Consider the following 16,432-nt stretch of genomic DNA (forward strand, 5'->3'; position numbering starts at 1 on the left):
GCTCTGATCCCGCGCACTGGCGCCCCGCGCCCGCGCGCCGTCAAGCGCGGGGCGCCGATCGGGCAAAGGATTGAGCGGGTTCATGAAAACCGCGGCCGATCCGAACAAGAACCCGGGTCGGCGGAATCCTGTCGCCCTTATCGCTTGCGTGACCCCCGTGCGCCGCGCGATGAACTCCTACTCATTGTGTAGGGTTTGGTCGTCGTGAGTTCCTCCCCGCCCGTGATCGCCATGATCGGCGCCGGCTTCAGCGGCGTCATGACCGCCCTGCACCTGCTGCGCCAGCCGTCGCCGGTGAAGGTGGTGCTGGTCGAGCGGCGCGCTCCGATCGGGCTGGGCGCGGCCTACGCCACCGACGACCCCGCCCACCGCCTCAACGTACGGGCCGGCAACATGAGCGCCTGGCCGGATCGGCCCGACGATTTCGTGGACTGGCTGGCCGGCCGGGGCCGCGAGGTCGGTTCGGGCGGGTTCGCGACGCGCGGCGACTATGGGCGCTATCTGCAAGGCCTGCTGACGGCGTTGGCCGAGGGGCCGGCCGCCGTCGGCCGCCTGGTGATCACGCCCGACGAGATCACCGCGATCACCCGCGCCGGCCAGGGCTGGACCCTGACCTGCGGCATGGGCCGGGCGTTCGAGGCCGACGCCGTGGTCCTGGCCCTGGGCAATCCGCCGCCCCGGCCGCCCGAGGCGATCGGCGCGGACCTGGCCGGCTCAAGCGCCTATGTCGCCGATCCCTGGCGCTGGGACCCGGCCGCCCTGCCGCCCGGCGAGGGGCCGATCCTGCTGCTGGGAACCGGTCTGACGATGATCGACGCGGCCCTGTCCCTGGCCCGGACCGCGCCCGGACGGCCGCTGATCGCCCTGTCGCGCCGAGGGCTGACCCCGCGCGAACACCAGGGCGCTCCGCCTTCGCCCTTGCCCGATCCGCCTTCGCCGTCCCTGACCCCGGTCGGCGCGCTGGCCTGGCTGCGGACGGCCACGGAACGTCACGGCTGGCGCACGGCGATCGACGCCCTGCGGCCGGCGACCCAGGCGCTCTGGCGCGGTTGGAGCGTCAGGCAGCGCGGCGCCTTCCTGCGCCATGCCCGGGCTTTCTGGGACGTTCACCGCCACCGGCTGTCGCCGCAGGTCGCCGAGCAGGCGGCCCGGATGCGGGCGTCGGGCGAGCTGCGGATCCTGGCGGGGAACCTGCGGCGGGCGGACCTGCTGGAGGACCGGACGGTCGACGTGGCGTGGCGACCGCGCGGAACGCGCGAAACGCGGCGATTGCGGGCCGACCTGATCGTCAACTGCACCGGCCCCTCGGCCGACGTCGAGCGGTCCGTCGAACCGCTGATCGCGTCCCTGGCCGGTCAGGGCCTGATCCGCGCCGATCCGCTGCGTCTGGGCCTCGACGTCGGCGCCGGCCATCGGGTGCTCGACGTGCAGGGTCGCGCGCACCCGACGCTGCTGGCCGTCGGGCCGATCACCCGCGGGGCGCTGTGGGAGATCAACGCCGTGCCCGACATCCGCGTCCAGGCCGCCGAGGCCGCGGCGCAAATCCTCAGAGCTCTAGCGCCGCGGCGTGCATGAGGTCCGACAGCTTGGCGATCGACGGATGCGGGGCCGGACCGACCCGGCGCACATAGGCCACCTGCGGCACCACCGGCAGGCCCGCCTCGATCGGCGTGCTCAGCGGCCGGAACAGCGCCGTGCGGCAGGTGACCGCCAGGCCCGCCTCGACCGCCGCCCGCAGCGCCGACAGGCTGGGGGTCTCCAGGGCGACGCGGTAGGGCCGGCCGTCGCGGTCAAGCGCCGCCAGGGCCGCGTCGCGGAACCGGCACGGCGGCTCGAGGATGGCCAGGGGCAGCACCGACCGCTTGGCCAGTTCGGGATCGCCATGCCAGACCATCGGCGCCACGCGGACGGCGGCGGCGTCCTCCGGCGCGCCCATGCACAGCACCACGTCCAGCCGGTCGCCGTTCAGCAGGTCCAGCAGTTCCGGCGATCCGGCCACCCTGACCTGCAGCTGGACCTCGGGATTGAGCTGGGTGAACCGGGCCAGCACCCCCGACAGCAGGGTCTCGGCGAAATCCTGCACCAGTCCCACTCGCACCGGCCCGACCAGGGCGTCGCCGGTCAGGGCCACCACCGCGCGGTCGTTGAGGGCCAGGATCTCGCGGGCATGGCCCAGCAGGGCCGTACCGGAGGCCGTCAGGGTCAGGCGGCGGCCGTCGCGGTGGAACAGCGGCGTCAGCACCGTCTCCTCCAGGCGCTTCATCTGCAGGCTCAGCGCCGACTGGGTGACGAACACCCGCTCGGTCGCCTTCAGCATCGAGCCGGAGTCGACGATGGCGACGAAGCTGCGTAGCAATTCGGTCGGCAGGTTGGTGGCCATGAGGCATGCCTATAAGAAACTCTGATATGACCCCTGAGGATAAGTCTATTGATCCAGTAGGGTTTCAACGCCTTTCTCTGTGGAGCAAAGGCGCTCGCGCCGCAACGGTTCACGGGACGGCACACCCTCAATGTCTCTGGCGGTCACCCACAGAATTTCTCAAGCATCGCCATGGCGTTGGCCACGCTGGTCGAGCGCGCGATGGCTGTCGCCGGTGGCGCTGCTGCTGCTCTGGGAGCTGGGCTCGCGACTTGGCGTGATCCCTGAGCGCATCCTGGCGGCGCCCTCGACGGTGGCCGAAACCTTCTGGTCGATGATCCTGTCGGGCGAGCTTCCGGGAAACCTGGCGATCTCGCTGGGACGGGCGGCGACCGGGCTTTCCATCGCCCTGGTCGTCGCCGTGACCCTGGGCCTGGTCTCGGGCCTGTCGCGCTGGGGCGAGACGCTGGTCGACCCGCTGATGCAGATCAAGCGCACCTTGCCCGTCGTCGCCCTGACCCCGCTGTTCATCGTCTGGTTCGGCATCGGCGAGACGCCGAAGATCGCCCTGATCGCCACGGCGGCGGTGTTCCCGCTCTATCTGAACCTGTTCGCCGGCATCCGCGGCGTCGACGTGCGGTTGGTTGAGGCCGCCCGCAGTTTCGGCCTGCGCGGTCGCGAACTGATCCTGAACGTCATCCTGCCCGGGGCCCTGCCATCGTTCTTCGTCGGCCTGCGCTACGCGCTGAGCATCAGCGTGATCATGCTGGTCATCGCCGAGCAGATCAACGCCCAGGCGGGCCTGGGTCACCTGATCAACAACGCCCGCGACTTCATGCGCACCGACATCATCGTCGTCTGCCTGCTCGTCTACGCTCTGCTCGGCCTCGCCGCCGACGCCCTCGTTCGCACGCTGGAGCGCAAGGCGCTGGCGTGGCGACCCAGCCTCGTGGAGCAATGACCATGGCCCAGCCCCGTGTCCGCAACCGGGCCTTCGTCGCCTCGTCCGAAGCGTCGGCGTCCGAAACCCCCACCGTCCGGCTGAACGGCTTCACCCGCCGGTTCGGCGACAACGTGGTGATCGACGACCTGGACCTGACCATCGCACCGGGCGAGTTCGTCGCCCTGCTGGGGGCCAGCGGTTCGGGCAAGACCACCCTGTTGCGCACCCTGGCGGGCCTGGACTCCGCCGCCGGCCAGGACGTCACCACGCCCGCCGCCCGCGCCGTGGTGTTCCAGGACGCCCGCCTGCTGCCGTGGAAGAAGGTCTGGCGCAACGTCGCGCTGGGCCTGAAGGACAACTCTGGGAAAGAGGGGCCCAAGAAAGAGGGGGATGTCCGGGCCCGCGCCGAGGCGGCGTTGGAGGAGGTGGGCCTGGGCCATCGCCTCGACGCCTGGCCCTCCACCCTGTCCGGCGGCGAGGCCCAGCGCACAGCCCTGGCCCGGGCCCTGGTCCGCGAGCCGGCCCTGCTGCTGCTGGACGAGCCGTTCGCGGCCGTCGACGCCCTGACCCGGTTGAAGATGCACGACCTGGTGCTGACGCTGTGGCGCGAACACCGGCCGGCCGTGCTGCTGGTCACCCACGACGTCGACGAGGCCATCGCCCTGGCCGACCGGGTGCTGGTGCTCGACCGGGGCAAGATCGCCGCCGAGGAGCGGATCGCCCTCGAGCGCCCGCGCCAGCCCGACGCCCGATTCCACGCCCTCCGCCGTCGCTTGCTGGCGCATCTGGGCGTCGATGCGCCCGCGCCGCAACCCGCGCCGGTGGAGCGGGCTCTGGTCGCCTTCCCGACCGGCGAGGTGGTGCTGTGACCGCCGCCGCCCTGCGCCTGGAGCCGGCGCCCCAACCCTCGGCGCCTCTGCTGCCCGACCTCGACGCGATCCTGCCGCGCCTGACCGCCGCCTTCGCCGCCACCGCCGGCCAGCACGACCGCGAGGCCAGTTTCCCGTTCGCCAATTTCGAGGTCCTGCGCGAGGCCAACCTGCTGGCCCTGACCGCGCCCCGCCGGCTGGGCGGGCTGGAGGCCGACCTGCCGACCGCCCTGAAGGTGGTCTCGGCCGTCGCCCGGGGCGAGCCGGCCACGGCGCTGGTCCTGGTCATGCAGTACCTGTTCCACGCCTCGGTGGAGGGCCGTTCCGGCTGGCCCGAGCACCTCAAGTCGCGGGTGATCAGCGAGGCCATCGACCAGGGAGCCCTGATCAACGCCCTGCGGGTCGAGCCCGACCTGGGCACGCCGGCCCGCGGCGGCCTGCCGAGCACGGTCGCCCGCCGCACGCCGGAAGGCTGGCGGATCAGCGGCCGCAAGATCTACTCCACCGGCTCCACCGCCCTGACCTGGTTCGTGGTCTGGGCCCGCTCCGACGACGGACCAGATCAAGGTGGGCCGCTGGTCGGCGGCTGGCTGGTGCGGGCCGACACCCCCGGCGTGGTCATCGAGGAAAGCTGGGACCATCTGGGTCTGCGGGCCAGCGCCAGCCACGACGTGGTCTTCGAAGACGTGCTGGTCCCGCTCGACCACGCCCTGGACCCGCAACCGGTCGGCGCGCCACCGCCCTATCCGGCCAGTTTCGCCGCCTGGTCGGCGGTGCTGACCTCGGCGATCTACGACGCCGTGGCCCGCGCCGCCCGCGATTGGCTGGTCGAGTTCCTGTCGAACCGCAAGCCGGCCAACCTGGGCGCGGCGCTGTCGACCCTGCCCCGTTTCCAGGAGGCGGTCGGCGACATCGACGGCCTGCTGCTGTCCAACCGCGTCCTGCTCGACACGGCCGCGCGCGGCGAGGTGGGCGGGGTCGAGGCGGGCCTGGTCAAGCAGCTGGTCACCGAGAATGCCATCAGCGTGGTCGAGAAGGCCCTGAAACTGACCGGCAATCCCGGCCTGACCCGTCACAACCCGCTGGAGCGCCATCACCGCGACGTGCTGTGCGGCCGGGTCCACACGCCGCAGTCCGACGTGGTGCTGAGCAGCGCCGGCAAGGCGGCGTTCGCGGCTTATGCAAGCGAGATCGGGGCCGGCAGATGAGCCGCCTGGTCGTCGCCAGCCAGCTTCCCGAACTGTTCAACAGCGTCTTCGCCCAGCATGTCGGCGACGCCGAGATCATCGCCGTGCCGCCGGGCCTGACGACGCCCTTGCCCGACGACGCCAAGGTCCTGGTCGCCGCGCCGTTCCGCAAGGCGGGCGGGGTGCTGCCCGCCAAGGCGCCGGCCGGCTGGCCCTACGACGTCCAGTGGGTGCAGCTGGTCTCGGTCGGCATCGACTTCTATCCCGACTGGCTGTTCGACGGCCCGGTCGTCACTTCGGCGCGCGGCTCCTCGGCCGTGGCCCTGGCCGAGTTCGCCCTGGCGGCGATCCTTTCCGAAGCCAAGCGCCTGCCGGAAATCTGGATCGACAAGGCCGAGCGCTGGGCGCCCCAGCCGTTGAAGCTGATCGCCGGCACGACCCTGGGCCTGGTCGGGTTCGGGGCGATCGGCGAGGCCCTGGCCCCGCGCGCCCAGGCCCTGGGCCTCAACGTCATCGCCACCCGCCGCTCCGACAAGCCGATCCCGACCCCGGGCGTCGAGCGGGTCGCCGACCTGGCGACCCTGTTCGCCCGCAGCGACCACGTGGTGCTGGCGGCCCCGGCCACGCCCGAGACCCGCCAGATGATCGGCCGCGAGGTGCTGGCCGCCGCCAAGCCCGGCCTGCACCTGATCAACGTCGCCCGCGGGGCGCTGATCGACGACGACGCCTTGCTGGCGGCGCTGGACGACGGCCGCGTGGCCCGCGCCAGTCTCGACGTCACTCACCCGGAGCCGCTGACCGAGGGCCACCCCTATTATAGCCATCCCAAGGTCCGGCTGTCGCCGCACACCTCGGTCCACACTCCCGACACCCGCATCAACCTGGCGACCCGCTTCGCCGAGAACCTGGCCCGGTTCCGGTCCGGCGCGCCCCTGGCCGACGTCGTCGACCTGTCGCGCGGCTACTGAAGGACATCCCAATGACCGCCATCAGCCCCGCCAAAGCCTTCACAGAGGGCGCCTTCACGACCCAGGGTCCGCACCCCGCCAAGATCGAGACCGTGCTGCCGGAGTTTGGCGCCAAGGTGCTGCCCGTCCAGCCGACCCACGAACAGGAGCGGCTCTATCGCAAGCAGCGCCTGGCGGCCTCGTACCGATTGTTCGGCCGCCACGGCTTCGACATGGGCGGGGCGGGCCACATCACCGCCCGCGACCCGGAACTGACCGACCATTTCTGGGTCAATCCGTTCGGCGTGCACTTCTCGCGCATCAAGGTCTCGGACCTGATGCTGGTCAGCCACGCCGGCGAGATCGTCGAGCCGCCGGCCAGGGTTCCGGCCCGTCTGAACCGCGCCGCCTTCGCCATCCATTCCCAGTTGCACGAGGCCCGGCCCGACGTGGTGGCCGCCGCCCATTCGCACTCACTGTACGGCAAGGCCTGGTCGGCGCTGGGCCGGCTGCTGGACCCCCTGACCCAGGACTCGGCGGCCTTCTACGGCGACCACGCCCTGTTCGAGGAGTTCTCGGGCGTGGTGCTCGACACCAGCGAGGGCCAGAAGATCGCCAAGGCCCTGGGTTCGAAGAAGGCGGTGATCCTGCAGAACCACGGCATCCTGACCGTCGGCCAGTCGGTGGAGGCCGCCGTCTGGCGTTACCTGGCGCTGGAGAACGCCTGCCAGACCCAGCTGCTGGCCGAGGCGGCCGGTCCGACCAAGCCGATGCCGCCCGAGGTCGCCGCGCATACGGCCAGCCAGGTGGGCGGCGAGGCTGGCGGCTTCTGGGCCTTCCAGCCCTATTGGGAGGTGATCACCGAAGAAGAGCCGGACCTGTTCGACTGATGATCCTTTCCCGTCGTCATCTGCTGGCGGGCGGCCTCCCCGTCGCTGGCTTGGCCGTCGCCGGCTTCTCGGCGCTCGCCGCCTGCTCCCCCGCCAAGCCCGCCGGACCCAGGGCGCTCAGCGACCTGACGCTGCGCGCGGCCACCTATCGCGGCAATCTGGAGACCTTCTTCCAGGCGGCCGGCGTGGCCGACACGCCCTACAAGCTGGCCAAGTCGGAGTTCGTCGGCGGCAACCTGATCGCCGAGGCGATCAACGCCGGGGCGTTGGACGTCGGCGGCATGAGCGAGATCCCGCCGATCTTCGTGGCCGGCGCGCCGGGCAACCAGGTCCGGATCGTCGCGGTGCTGCAGGGCGACGTGAACAACCAGGTCGTGCTGGTCCCCAAGGACAGCGCGGCCAAGAGCTTCGCCGACCTGAAGGGCAAGCGCATCGGCTATGTGAAGGCCACCACCTCGCACTACATCCTGCTGCGGCTGCTGGCCGAGGCCGGGCTGACCTGGGCCGACATCAAGCCCGTCGCCTTGTCGCCCCAGGATGGGTTGGCGGCGTTCTCCAGCGGGGCGATCGACGCCTGGGTGATCTACGGCGTCATCGTCCAGCAGGCCCGCCAAGCCGGAGCGCGAGTGCTGCGCACGGCTCTGGGCATATTGTCGGGCAACTATTTGATCGCCGCCGCCAAGTCGGCGCTGGACGACGAGCTCAAGCGCCAGGCCCTGGGCGACTATCTGGGCCGCTACGCCAAGGTCACCGATTGGGTGAATGCGGACGGCGCGCGCTGGGCCCAGGCCCGCGCCGCCGCAACCGGCGTGCCCGCGGCGCTCTATCTGCGCGAATTTCAGGAGCGCAGCGGCCCGACCCGGCTGCTGAAGGTCAGCGACGCCGCCATCGCTTCGCAGCAAGGCGTCGCCGACACTTTCGCGGTCGCCGGCCTGATCCCTGGCAAGGTCGATGTCAGACCCCTTTGGGACGATCGTCTGAACAGCGCGCTTCGCGATGGCTAGAAATATTCATAGCTCATATTTCAGATCTCGATATGAGTTATCCTGCACGTCGTTAGATTTAATGTGCATTGAGACTATGCTTGAAAGCACGACATATCCCCAACAACAAGAACGGGGATAATCATGTCGCGACGCTTTGTTTCTCTTTACTGGCTTTCCGGGGTTTCCGCCCTGGCGTTGGCTGGCGCGGCCCATGCCGAGGCGCCGTCGACGTCGGGCGAAGCCGACACCGCCGCCCCGGCCGTCGAGCAGGTGGTGGTCACCGCCGAGCGCCGGGTCACCGACCTGCAGAAGACCGCCATCGCCATCTCGGCGTTTAGCGAGAAGCTGCTGGCCGACCGCAAGATCGACAGCATTCGCGACCTGTCTGGCCAGATCCCCAATTTCAGCATCAGCCGCGTCACCATCAGCCACACCACCCAGACCTACGCCCTGCGCGGCGTGGGCGAGGCCGATCCGATCCAGGAGCCGGTGCTGGCGGTCTATGTCGACGACGTCTACATCCCGCGCCAGATCGGCTCGATGGTCGAGTTCAACGACCTGGAGCGCATCGAGGTGCTGCGTGGCCCGCAGGGCACGCTGTATGGCCGCAACTCCAGCGCCGGCGCCCTGCGGATCATCACCCGCGACCCGGGCGAGGCGTTCCGCGCCAAGGCCGAGGTGGGCCTGGGCAATTACGACGCGGTCGACGTGCGCGCCCTGATCGAGGGGCCGCTGGTCGAGGGCAAGCTGGCCGGCAGCCTGTCGTACATCCATCACGAGCGCGACGGCGTCACCTTCGACCCGACCTTGAACCACGACGTCAACCGCATCGACCTGGACGCCTGGCGCGCCAAGCTGCGCTGGACCCCGACCGACCGGCTGGACGTGCTGCTGACGGTCAACGCCCTGAGGGATCGCAGCGACACCCGCAGCTATGTCCCGGTCAACCAGCCGAATGGCGAGCACCGCACGGACCGTTCCTATTCCGAGGTCGAGCCGGTTCAGGACCTCGACCAGATCAGCGGCGCCCTGCGGGTGCGGTACACGCTGAACGACAATCTGAAGCTCAAGTCAGTGAGCTCGTACGGCGGCTTCAACCTCAATCCCGTCGCCTATGACAACGACGGCGTGGCGGCGCTGATTCAGAAGAACCTGATCCACTACAACGACCAGTACGTGACCCAGGAAGTCCAGCTGAACGGCGACTACGGCCGGCTGACCTTCACCAGCGGCGCCTTCTATCTGCACGAGCGGTTCTTCGTTCAGCGCGACGGTTACAGCCGCCGAAACGCGCTGCCGAGCGATCCTGTTACGGCCCCTGGAAGTTACGGCTTCGCCCGCGCCCACAACATCACCAACACCGACGCCTACGCCCTGTTCGGCGAGGCGACCTATGCGCTCAGCGACCGCTTCAGCGTCACCGGCGGCCTGCGCTGGACCAACGAGAAGAAGGACTTCGTCTTCGACAACAAGGTGCTGAACCTGGCGGGCCAGGTGGTCGGCCAGTCGATCGCCGGCCAGGCCGACAAGATCTTCTCGTCGATCACCCCCAAGCTGTCGGCCCAGGTCCAGTGGACGCCGGACGTCCTGCAGTACGTGACCTGGTCGAAGGGCTTCAAGTCGGGCGGCTTCGACAATCGCGCCACGCGGCTGGACCTGGCGACCCGGCCGTTCGCGCCGGAGAACGTCGACACCTACGAGACCGGCCTGAAGACCGAGCTGCTGGACCACCGGGCCCGGGTCAACCTCGCGGTGTTCTACAACGACTACAAGGACCTACAGGTCAGCTACAGCGACCCGGCCTATCCGGGCAATTCGGTGCGCGCCAACGCCGGCAAGGCCCACACCTACGGCGTCGAGCTGGAAAGCGACGTGCGGGCCACCGAGCGTCTGTCGCTGCAGGCCTCGGCCGGCTACCTGTTCGCGGTCTACGACAAGTACAAGAACGCCGGCGGGATCGGCGTCGACGCCGACGGCCACCGGCTGCTGAACTCGCCACGCTGGAGCCTGTCGGGCGGCCTGACCTACGACGTGCCCGTCGAGATCCCCGGCTCGATCCGGGTCGGCGTGAACGCTCAGTACCAGACCAAGACCTATTTCAACGCCCTGCAACGGCCGCAGGACCAGGCTCCCGCCCAGACCTTCGTCAACGGCACGGTGACCTGGCTGACGCCGGACCCGCGCTGGAGCGTGGTGCTGTCGGGCCGCAACCTGCTGGATTCCGACAAGCCGGTGAGCGCCACCTACACCCCCGCGACCGGCGTCTACATCCAGAACTTCCCGGACCCCCGGACGGTTCTGGTCACCCTCAAATACGCGCTGTGATCCGATGACCCTGCCCCGTCTTCACCGCCCCAATCTTCTCAGGCTGGCCGACTTCGTCGGCGCCCTGGGAGTCCTGGTCGACCAGACCACGGACGAGGACTTGATCCTCGCCGAGGGCGGGCGGTTGCTGGCGGGGCTGATCGCCCGCGACGACTGGCTGCCGGACGCCTACGCCCAGCCCGACCCTGAGCGCTACCAACAGTACCTGCTGCATTGCGACAGCCGCGAGCGGTTCAGCGTCGTCAGCTTTGTCTGGGGCCCAGGCCAGGCGACGCCCGTCCACGATCACACCGTCTGGGGCCTGGTCGGGGTGCTGCGCGGGGCCGAGCTGTCGCAACGCTTCGAGCGTCGGGGCGGGAGCTTGGCGGCGGTCGGCCCGGTCCACCGCCTGGAGCGCGGCGAGGTCGAGGCCGTCTCGCCGACGGTCGGCGACGTCCACCAGGTGACCAACGCCTTCGACGACCGGGTCTCGATCAGCATCCACGTCTACGGGGCCAATATCGGCGCCGTGGAGCGATCGACCTACGACCGCGACGGCAAGTCCAAGCGGTTCGTCTCCGGTTACGCCAACACCACCCTGCCCAACCTCTGGGACCGCTCCAAACCCGTGCTCGCCGAGGCAAGCTCATGACCCTGCTGACCGTCACCCCGCGCGAAGTCCGTCAGGACTGGATCGCCCGCCGCGAGATCGCCCTGCTCGACCTGCGCGAGGAGGACCCGTTCGCCCGGGCTCATCCGCTGTTCGCCTCGCAACTGCCGCTCAGCCGGCTGGAGCTGGAGATCCTCGACCGGGTCCCGCGCAAGGACGTCAAGATCGTCCTCTACGACAACGGCGAAGGCCTGGTCTCGCCGGCCGGCAAGCGGCTGGCGGCGCTGGGCTACACCCAGGTGCGGGCGCTGGAAGGCGGGCTCGAGGGGTGGCGAAAAGCCGGCTACGAGCTGTTCCAGGACGTCAATTCCTACAGCAAGGCGTTCGGCGAACTGGTCGAGGCGCGGCGTCACACGCCGTCCCTGCCGGCCCCGGACGTCCAGAAGCTGATCGACGCCAAGGCCAACCACGTGATTCTCGACAGCCGGCGGTTCGAGGAATACGCCACCATGAGCATCCCGGGCGGGATCAGCACGCCAGGCGCCGAGCTGGTCCTACGGGTCCGGGAGATCGCGCCCGACCCGGCCACCACCATCATCGTCAACTGCGCGGGACGGACCCGCAGCCTGATCGGCGCGCAATCCCTCGTGAACGCCGGCCTCCCCAACCCGGTCTTCGCCCTGCGCAACGGCACCATCGGTTGGACCCTGGCCCAGCAGAGCCTGGAGCACGGCCAGGGCCGCCGTTTCCCCGCCGTCTCCGACCAGACCTTGGCCGAGGCCCGGGCCAAGGCCCGCGACGTCGCCTACCGGGCCGGGGTGCGCCGCATCGACGCCGAGGGGCTGGCGGATCTCGCCACCGACCGCAAGCGCACCCTCTACCGCTTCGACGTCCGCACGCCGGAGGAATACGCCGCCGGCCATCTGCCCGGCTTCCGCTCCGCGCCGGGCGGCCAGCTGGTGCAGGAGACCGACGTCTTCGCCCCGGTGCGCGGCGGCCGCGTCGTCCTGGCCGACGACCTGGGCCCGCGCGCCGACATGAGCGCCTCCTGGCTGGCCCAACTGGGCTGGGACGTCTATGTGCTGGACGGCGGCTTCGACGGCGAGCTGGAGGCCGGCCCCTGGCGGGCCGCCGCGCCGGCGATCCCGACCGTCGAGACCATCAGTCCCGCCGACCTGGCCGTGGCCCTGGGAAATCGTGGGGAGGCCGACGCCGGCGTGGTGGTGCTGGACCTCGCGCCCAGCCCCCTGCACCGCAAGGGCCACGTTCCCGGCGCCTGGTTCACGATCCGCGCCCGCCTGGCCGAGGCCTTCGAGCGCATCCCCGAGGGCCTGCCGATCGTCCTGACCTCGCCCGACGGCCGCCTGGCCCGGCTGGCGGCGGCCGAGGTCGAGGAGATCTCCGACCACGCGGTGCGGGTGCTGGACGGCGGCGCCGAGGCCTGGGCCGCCAGCGGTCGGAGGCTCGACACCGGCCTGGTGCGCGCCGCCTCCGATCCGGAGGACGTCTACAAGCGCCCCTACGAGGGCACGGACAACGCCGCCGAGGCCATGCAGGCCTATCTCGACTGGGAATATGGCCTGGTCGACCAGCTGGCCCGTGACGGCTCGCACGGCTTCTTCGTCATCTGAGGCCGGTCATGTCGCTCAAGCTCTATTTCGCCCCCGGATCCTCCGCCTTCGCGCCGCTGATCGCCCTGGAGGAACTGGGCGTTCCCTACGAGACCCATCACGTCGACCTGGCGGCCGGCGACCAGCGCAAGCCGGACTATCTGCGGGTCAATCCGCGCGGCCGGGTGCCGACCCTGGCGGTCGACGGCGAACCGGTCACCGAGGTCCTGGCGATCCTGACCTACCTGGCCCAGGCCTATCCGCACAGCGAGCTGCTGCCCCTGGCCGACCCGCTGAGGCTGGCCCACGCCTACGAGGTGATGAGCTGGTTCGCCAGCACCGTGCACGTGGCCTTCTCGCAGATCGCCCGTCCGGAACGCTTCGCCGACGACGACGGCGTCAAGGCCGCTCTGGCCACGCCCGGCGAGGCCCGTTTCCACCGCACCCTGTCGGATATCGAGCGCCTGGCCCAGGGCCCAGGTCCGTGGCTGCTGGGCGAGAGCTTCAGCGCCGTCGACGCCTACGCCCTGGTGATCTGGCGCTGGGCCGAGCGGCGAGCGATCGACACCGCCGGCTATCCCGCCTGGAGCGCCAAGGCGGCCCGGGCCCTGGCTCGACCCTCGGTCAAGCGCGCTCTGCGCCGGGAGGCCTTGGCCAAGGTGGCCGCCTGATGAGCCGCCCTGATCAAACCCTTGAGAAAGCCTCGCTTTTCTAGCCCCACCCCGTCCCTAGAGTTTCCTTCAACCCACGATCGGAGACCGTCATGTCTGTCGAATTCATCGGCTATATCGGCACCCAGCATCAATCCGAGATCCATCCGCCCAGCGGCCCGGTCATCGACCGCGACTATGTCGAGCGTGTCGCCCGGGCTCATGACGAGGGCGGTTTCGACCGCGCCCTGGTCGCCTTCGGCTCGACCTCGCCGGAAAGCCAGCTGGTCGTCGCCCACGCCGCCTCGGTGACCCAGCGCCTGGGCTTCATGATCGCCCACCGTCCCGGCTTCACCGCCCCGACCGTCGCCGCCCGGCAGCTGGCCACCCTGGACCAGTTCACCGGTGGCCGCGTCGCCGTGCACATCATCACCGGCGGCTCGGACGACGAACTGGCCAAGGACGGCGACCACCTGACCAAGGACGAGCGCTACGCCCGCACCAGCGAATATCTCGACATCGTCCGCCAGGAGTGGATCAGCGACAAGCCGTTCGACTACGAGGGCGTCTACTACAAGGTGAAGCAGGCGTTCGGCGGGGTGAAGCCGCTGCAGAAGCCGCACATCCCGGTCTATTTCGGCGGTTCGTCCGACGCGGCCATTCCGGTGGCCGGCAAACACGCCGACATCTTCGCCCTGTGGGGCGAAACCCAGGCCCAGGTCGCCGAGACCATCGCCCGGGTGCGCCACGCCGCCGCCAAGCACGGCCGGCAGGTGAAGTTCTCGCTGTCGCTGCGGCCGGTGATCGCCGCCACGGAAGAAGCCGCCTGGAAACGCGCCGACGACATCGTCGCCCAGACCCGGGCCCTGCGCGAGAAGGCCGGCCTGCCGACCAGCGGCCACGTGCCGCCCAACGCCGGCTCGCAGCGCCTGCTCGACGCCGCCAACCAGGGCTCGCGCCTCGACAAGCGCCTGTGGACCGGCGTCGCCGCCGTCACCGGCGCGGCCGGCAACTCCACCGGCCTGGTCGGCACGCCCGAGCAGGTGGCCGAGGGCCTGCTCGACTATTACGACCTGGGCGTCTCGACCTTCCTGATCCGCGGCTTCGATCCGCTGGACGACGCGATCGCCTATGGCCGCGACCTGATCCCACTGGTCCGCGAGCTGGTGGCCCAGCGCGACGCCAGGCCAGCCGTCGCCGCGGGCTAGGGCGATGGCCTTCGACGCCGATCCGCGCTGGCTGGGCGACGCCATCTGGCCAGCGGGCTCCGAGCCAGTGGACGCCTCGTCCGGCGCGGAGCCGCCCTATGCCGTCCATGCGCCGCCGGTCGATCCGGGGACGTTCAAGGACGCCTTGGCCCGGCTGGCCAGTGGTGTGGCGATCATTTCGTGCTGGGATGGCCCCCACGAAAAGAGGACCCCGCGCGGTTTGCTGGTCAGTTCGATCACCGGCCTGTCGGTCGATCCGCCGCGCTTTCTGTTCTGCGTCCGCAAGGAGGCCTCCAGCCACGACGCCCTGCTGGCGGCAGGGGCCTGCGGGGTGGCGATCCTCTCGGCGCGGGACGAGGACGAAGCCCTGCGCTTCGCCTCGCCGGCCCGTGCGGCCGAGCGCTTCACCGACCCCCGCTGGGACCTGGCCCTGAGCGACGCGCCCCGGCTGTGGGGCGGCCTGACCTCCGCCGTCTGCGTCATCGACGCCGCGATCGACGCCGGCGGCCACACCATCGTCCTGGTCACCGCGCGGCAGTGGGGCACCCGCCCCGGCGACCCGCTGGTCGCCTTCGATCGGGGGCTTCGCACCGTCGCCAGACCCTGAGCCTCGATCGGGACGTCGCCAGGGCCCGCGACACCGGTCAGCGGCTCCGAGCTGTCCAGATCGACGCCGGCGGCGGCCGATCGCGGGGCGGCGGGCCGTGAGCGTCCAGCGGACTCGCACGACAAGTCGGCGGATCAGACAGGCATTCAGCGCGGCGGCCGCCGCCCGACCTCCCGATCAATAGCCCGGTTGCGCCACCGGACATTTGACTCTGCTCGCCGGTTTGATTTCCACGGCCTGTAGGCGATCGTTCAACCTCCAGGCGCTCGCGCGCCTTCGTGTCATCGGCTTCGCGTTTTCCTGACTGGCGATACTGATCACGACGACATCCTCGATCTTCCCATCGCTGCATTCGACCTCGAACTCGAGCCCCTGGTCGCCACGGGTCGGGGGAAGCGGAATCTCGACGAGCCCGATCGGCGGCCGGGCCAGGTTCGCGGGAGACAGCGTCCGATAGTCGCTCGTCGTGTCGACGACAAAGGCGGCCTTCGAGAAATGCTCGAGAATCTCGCCGGTCGTTCCGGAGTCGACCGGCTTGACCATGACGATCACTGCCTTTCCGGCCACGCTGCCGACATCGATGCTGGACCAGGTATCGTTCAACTGTCTGCGCGACGGCAGCCCGGTATTCGCGGGCGTCGCCGTCTGCTTGCCGAGCGCCGGGGAGGAGGCTGTGGCGGTGGCGGCGCGCGACGCCACGCCTCCCGCGCCTCCCGCGCCTTGGAGCGCGTATTTGCCATCGAAAGGCACATCGCCCCAGTCGCTGGCGCATGCCTCCACGTGCAGCTGCATGCCGCCGGCCGCGCGCCGCAGTGTCATGCTGCAGCGACCTTCCCCGTAGCGCCAGCCGCCAGGCGCATCCGTCAACACGCCTTCGCCGGAGCCGCTGCGCAGGTTGCCGGGCTTGCCTTTCTGCATCACCTCCAGCGTGAATCCGCCGTTCCTGCGGATCGTCAACAGGCGCTCGAACGCGCTGTCACTGGCGTCGTAGACGCCCGCGGGGGGAAAGGGGCTGTATTCCTCCGCCGCGACGTCGGCCGTCGCGCCCAGGATGCTCGCACACAGCAGGCCAAGCGCGACAAGGTGGTTTGATCGTTTCATGAGGAAAGGATGTCTCGCTGGAGAAGGATCCGGGCGCGCGATACGCAGCCGGGACTTTCTGGCGAACCCGAAGCGAAGATGCAACCACGTGTTGAAGCCGACCCCGAAATCGGAGTTAGGCGGCGTCCAAAAGGCGGCTCCAACGGCGAGCTTCGGCCGAG

General features: G+C 70.2%; 15 protein-coding genes. 13 read left to right on the forward strand and 2 right to left on the reverse strand.

All coding sequences use genetic code 11. From position 1 onward, the window contains the following. Positions 1-204: 204 nt before the first annotated feature. Positions 205-1,575: an FAD/NAD(P)-binding protein gene (locus ASD79_RS22335; RefSeq protein ID WP_082585079.1), complete on the forward strand. Its 1,371-nt coding sequence runs from the start codon at positions 205-207 to the stop codon at positions 1,573-1,575. Here the strand turns inward: ASD79_RS22335 and ASD79_RS22340 are convergent. Continuing rightward, complete coding sequence (locus ASD79_RS22340) at positions 1,547-2,380, reverse strand: LysR substrate-binding domain-containing protein (protein WP_056725780.1); 834 nt, start codon at positions 2,378-2,380, stop codon at positions 1,547-1,549. The genes ASD79_RS22335 and ASD79_RS22340 overlap by 29 nt on opposite strands. A gap of 214 nt (positions 2,381-2,594) precedes the next feature. Between ASD79_RS22340 and ASD79_RS22345 the strand changes: the two genes are divergently transcribed. The 12 genes from ASD79_RS22345 to ASD79_RS22400 all read left to right on the forward strand — a co-directional run bounded on the left by ASD79_RS22345 (position 2,595) and on the right by ASD79_RS22400 (position 15,170). Further along, positions 2,595-3,320 carry an ABC transporter permease gene (locus tag ASD79_RS22345; RefSeq protein ID WP_235524559.1) on the forward strand — a complete coding sequence of 242 codons (726 nt, stop codon included), beginning with the start codon at positions 2,595-2,597 and terminating at the stop codon, positions 3,318-3,320. After that, positions 3,317-4,171: an ABC transporter ATP-binding protein gene (locus tag ASD79_RS22350; RefSeq protein ID WP_056725786.1), complete on the forward strand. Its 855-nt coding sequence runs from the start codon at positions 3,317-3,319 to the stop codon at positions 4,169-4,171. Before ASD79_RS22345 ends, ASD79_RS22350 begins: the two co-directional genes overlap by 4 nt. After that, positions 4,168-5,379: an acyl-CoA dehydrogenase family protein gene (locus ASD79_RS22355; RefSeq protein ID WP_056725790.1), complete on the forward strand. Its 1,212-nt coding sequence runs from the start codon at positions 4,168-4,170 to the stop codon at positions 5,377-5,379. Before ASD79_RS22350 ends, ASD79_RS22355 begins: the two co-directional genes overlap by 4 nt. Then, positions 5,376-6,326 carry a D-isomer specific 2-hydroxyacid dehydrogenase family protein gene (locus ASD79_RS22360; RefSeq protein ID WP_056725793.1) on the forward strand — a complete coding sequence of 317 codons (951 nt, stop codon included), beginning with the start codon at positions 5,376-5,378 and terminating at the stop codon, positions 6,324-6,326. The genes ASD79_RS22355 and ASD79_RS22360 overlap by 4 nt, the downstream gene beginning before the upstream one ends. Before the next feature lie 11 nt (positions 6,327-6,337). Continuing rightward, positions 6,338-7,195 (forward strand): class II aldolase/adducin family protein, encoded by an 858-nt coding sequence (locus ASD79_RS22365; RefSeq protein WP_056725797.1) that lies wholly within the window; start codon positions 6,338-6,340, stop codon positions 7,193-7,195. Beyond that, on the forward strand, positions 7,195-8,199 hold the full coding sequence (locus ASD79_RS22370; protein WP_056725800.1) for an ABC transporter substrate-binding protein: 1,005 nt from the start codon (positions 7,195-7,197) through the stop codon (positions 8,197-8,199). The genes ASD79_RS22365 and ASD79_RS22370 overlap by 1 nt, the downstream gene beginning before the upstream one ends. 123 nt (positions 8,200-8,322) lie before the next feature. Beyond that, positions 8,323-10,506, forward strand: coding sequence for a TonB-dependent receptor (locus tag ASD79_RS22375; RefSeq protein WP_056725803.1), 2,184 nt, complete (start codon positions 8,323-8,325; stop codon positions 10,504-10,506). Positions 10,507-10,510: 4 nt separating this feature from the next. Continuing rightward, the gene (locus tag ASD79_RS22380) at positions 10,511-11,137 is read left to right on the forward strand and encodes a cysteine dioxygenase (protein WP_056725805.1); all 627 of its coding nucleotides are present in this window, start codon (positions 10,511-10,513) and stop codon (positions 11,135-11,137) included. Continuing rightward, positions 11,134-12,726: a rhodanese-like domain-containing protein gene (locus ASD79_RS22385; protein WP_056725807.1), complete on the forward strand. Its 1,593-nt coding sequence runs from the start codon at positions 11,134-11,136 to the stop codon at positions 12,724-12,726. The genes ASD79_RS22380 and ASD79_RS22385 overlap by 4 nt, the downstream gene beginning before the upstream one ends. Before the next feature lie 8 nt (positions 12,727-12,734). Continuing rightward, on the forward strand, positions 12,735-13,376 hold the full coding sequence (locus ASD79_RS22390; RefSeq protein ID WP_056725808.1) for a glutathione S-transferase family protein: 642 nt from the start codon (positions 12,735-12,737) through the stop codon (positions 13,374-13,376). 92 nt (positions 13,377-13,468) lie between these two features. Then, positions 13,469-14,563, forward strand: coding sequence for an LLM class flavin-dependent oxidoreductase (locus tag ASD79_RS22395; RefSeq protein ID WP_056725810.1), 1,095 nt, complete (start codon positions 13,469-13,471; stop codon positions 14,561-14,563). A gap of 4 nt (positions 14,564-14,567) precedes the next feature. Then, positions 14,568-15,170 (forward strand): flavin reductase family protein, encoded by a 603-nt coding sequence (locus ASD79_RS22400; RefSeq protein ID WP_056725812.1) that lies wholly within the window; start codon positions 14,568-14,570, stop codon positions 15,168-15,170. A 177-nt stretch (positions 15,171-15,347) separates the two neighbouring features. On the opposite strand, the gene ASD79_RS22405 is transcribed toward ASD79_RS22400, so the two are convergent. Next, positions 15,348-16,271 (reverse strand): hypothetical protein, encoded by a 924-nt coding sequence (locus ASD79_RS22405; RefSeq protein ID WP_056725814.1) that lies wholly within the window; start codon positions 16,269-16,271, stop codon positions 15,348-15,350. Between the last annotated feature and the right edge of the window lie 161 nt (positions 16,272-16,432).

The sequence above is a fragment of the Caulobacter sp. Root655 genome, from assembly GCF_001427665.1.
GTDB lineage: Bacteria > Pseudomonadota > Alphaproteobacteria > Caulobacterales > Caulobacteraceae > Caulobacter.

Excerpts from the sequence above, each read along its gene's own strand:
- ASD79_RS22340 (WP_056725780.1), bottom strand. The coding sequence starts at position 2,380 with ATGGCCACCAACCTGCCGACCGAATTGCTACGCAGCTTCGTCGCCATC.
- ASD79_RS22350 (WP_056725786.1), top strand. The coding sequence starts at position 3,317 with ATGACCATGGCCCAGCCCCGTGTCCGCAACCGGGCCTTCGTCGCCTCG.
- ASD79_RS22360 (WP_056725793.1), top strand. The coding sequence starts at position 5,376 with ATGAGCCGCCTGGTCGTCGCCAGCCAGCTTCCCGAACTGTTCAACAGC.
- ASD79_RS22365 (WP_056725797.1), top strand. The coding sequence starts at position 6,338 with ATGACCGCCATCAGCCCCGCCAAAGCCTTCACAGAGGGCGCCTTCACG.
- ASD79_RS22370 (WP_056725800.1), top strand. The coding sequence starts at position 7,195 with ATGATCCTTTCCCGTCGTCATCTGCTGGCGGGCGGCCTCCCCGTCGCT.
- ASD79_RS22375 (WP_056725803.1), top strand. The coding sequence starts at position 8,323 with ATGTCGCGACGCTTTGTTTCTCTTTACTGGCTTTCCGGGGTTTCCGCC.
- ASD79_RS22380 (WP_056725805.1), top strand. The coding sequence starts at position 10,511 with ATGACCCTGCCCCGTCTTCACCGCCCCAATCTTCTCAGGCTGGCCGAC.
- ASD79_RS22385 (WP_056725807.1), top strand. The coding sequence starts at position 11,134 with ATGACCCTGCTGACCGTCACCCCGCGCGAAGTCCGTCAGGACTGGATC.
- ASD79_RS22390 (WP_056725808.1), top strand. The coding sequence starts at position 12,735 with ATGTCGCTCAAGCTCTATTTCGCCCCCGGATCCTCCGCCTTCGCGCCG.
- ASD79_RS22395 (WP_056725810.1), top strand. The coding sequence starts at position 13,469 with ATGTCTGTCGAATTCATCGGCTATATCGGCACCCAGCATCAATCCGAG.
- ASD79_RS22400 (WP_056725812.1), top strand. The coding sequence starts at position 14,568 with ATGGCCTTCGACGCCGATCCGCGCTGGCTGGGCGACGCCATCTGGCCA.
- ASD79_RS22405 (WP_056725814.1), bottom strand. The coding sequence starts at position 16,271 with ATGAAACGATCAAACCACCTTGTCGCGCTTGGCCTGCTGTGTGCGAGC.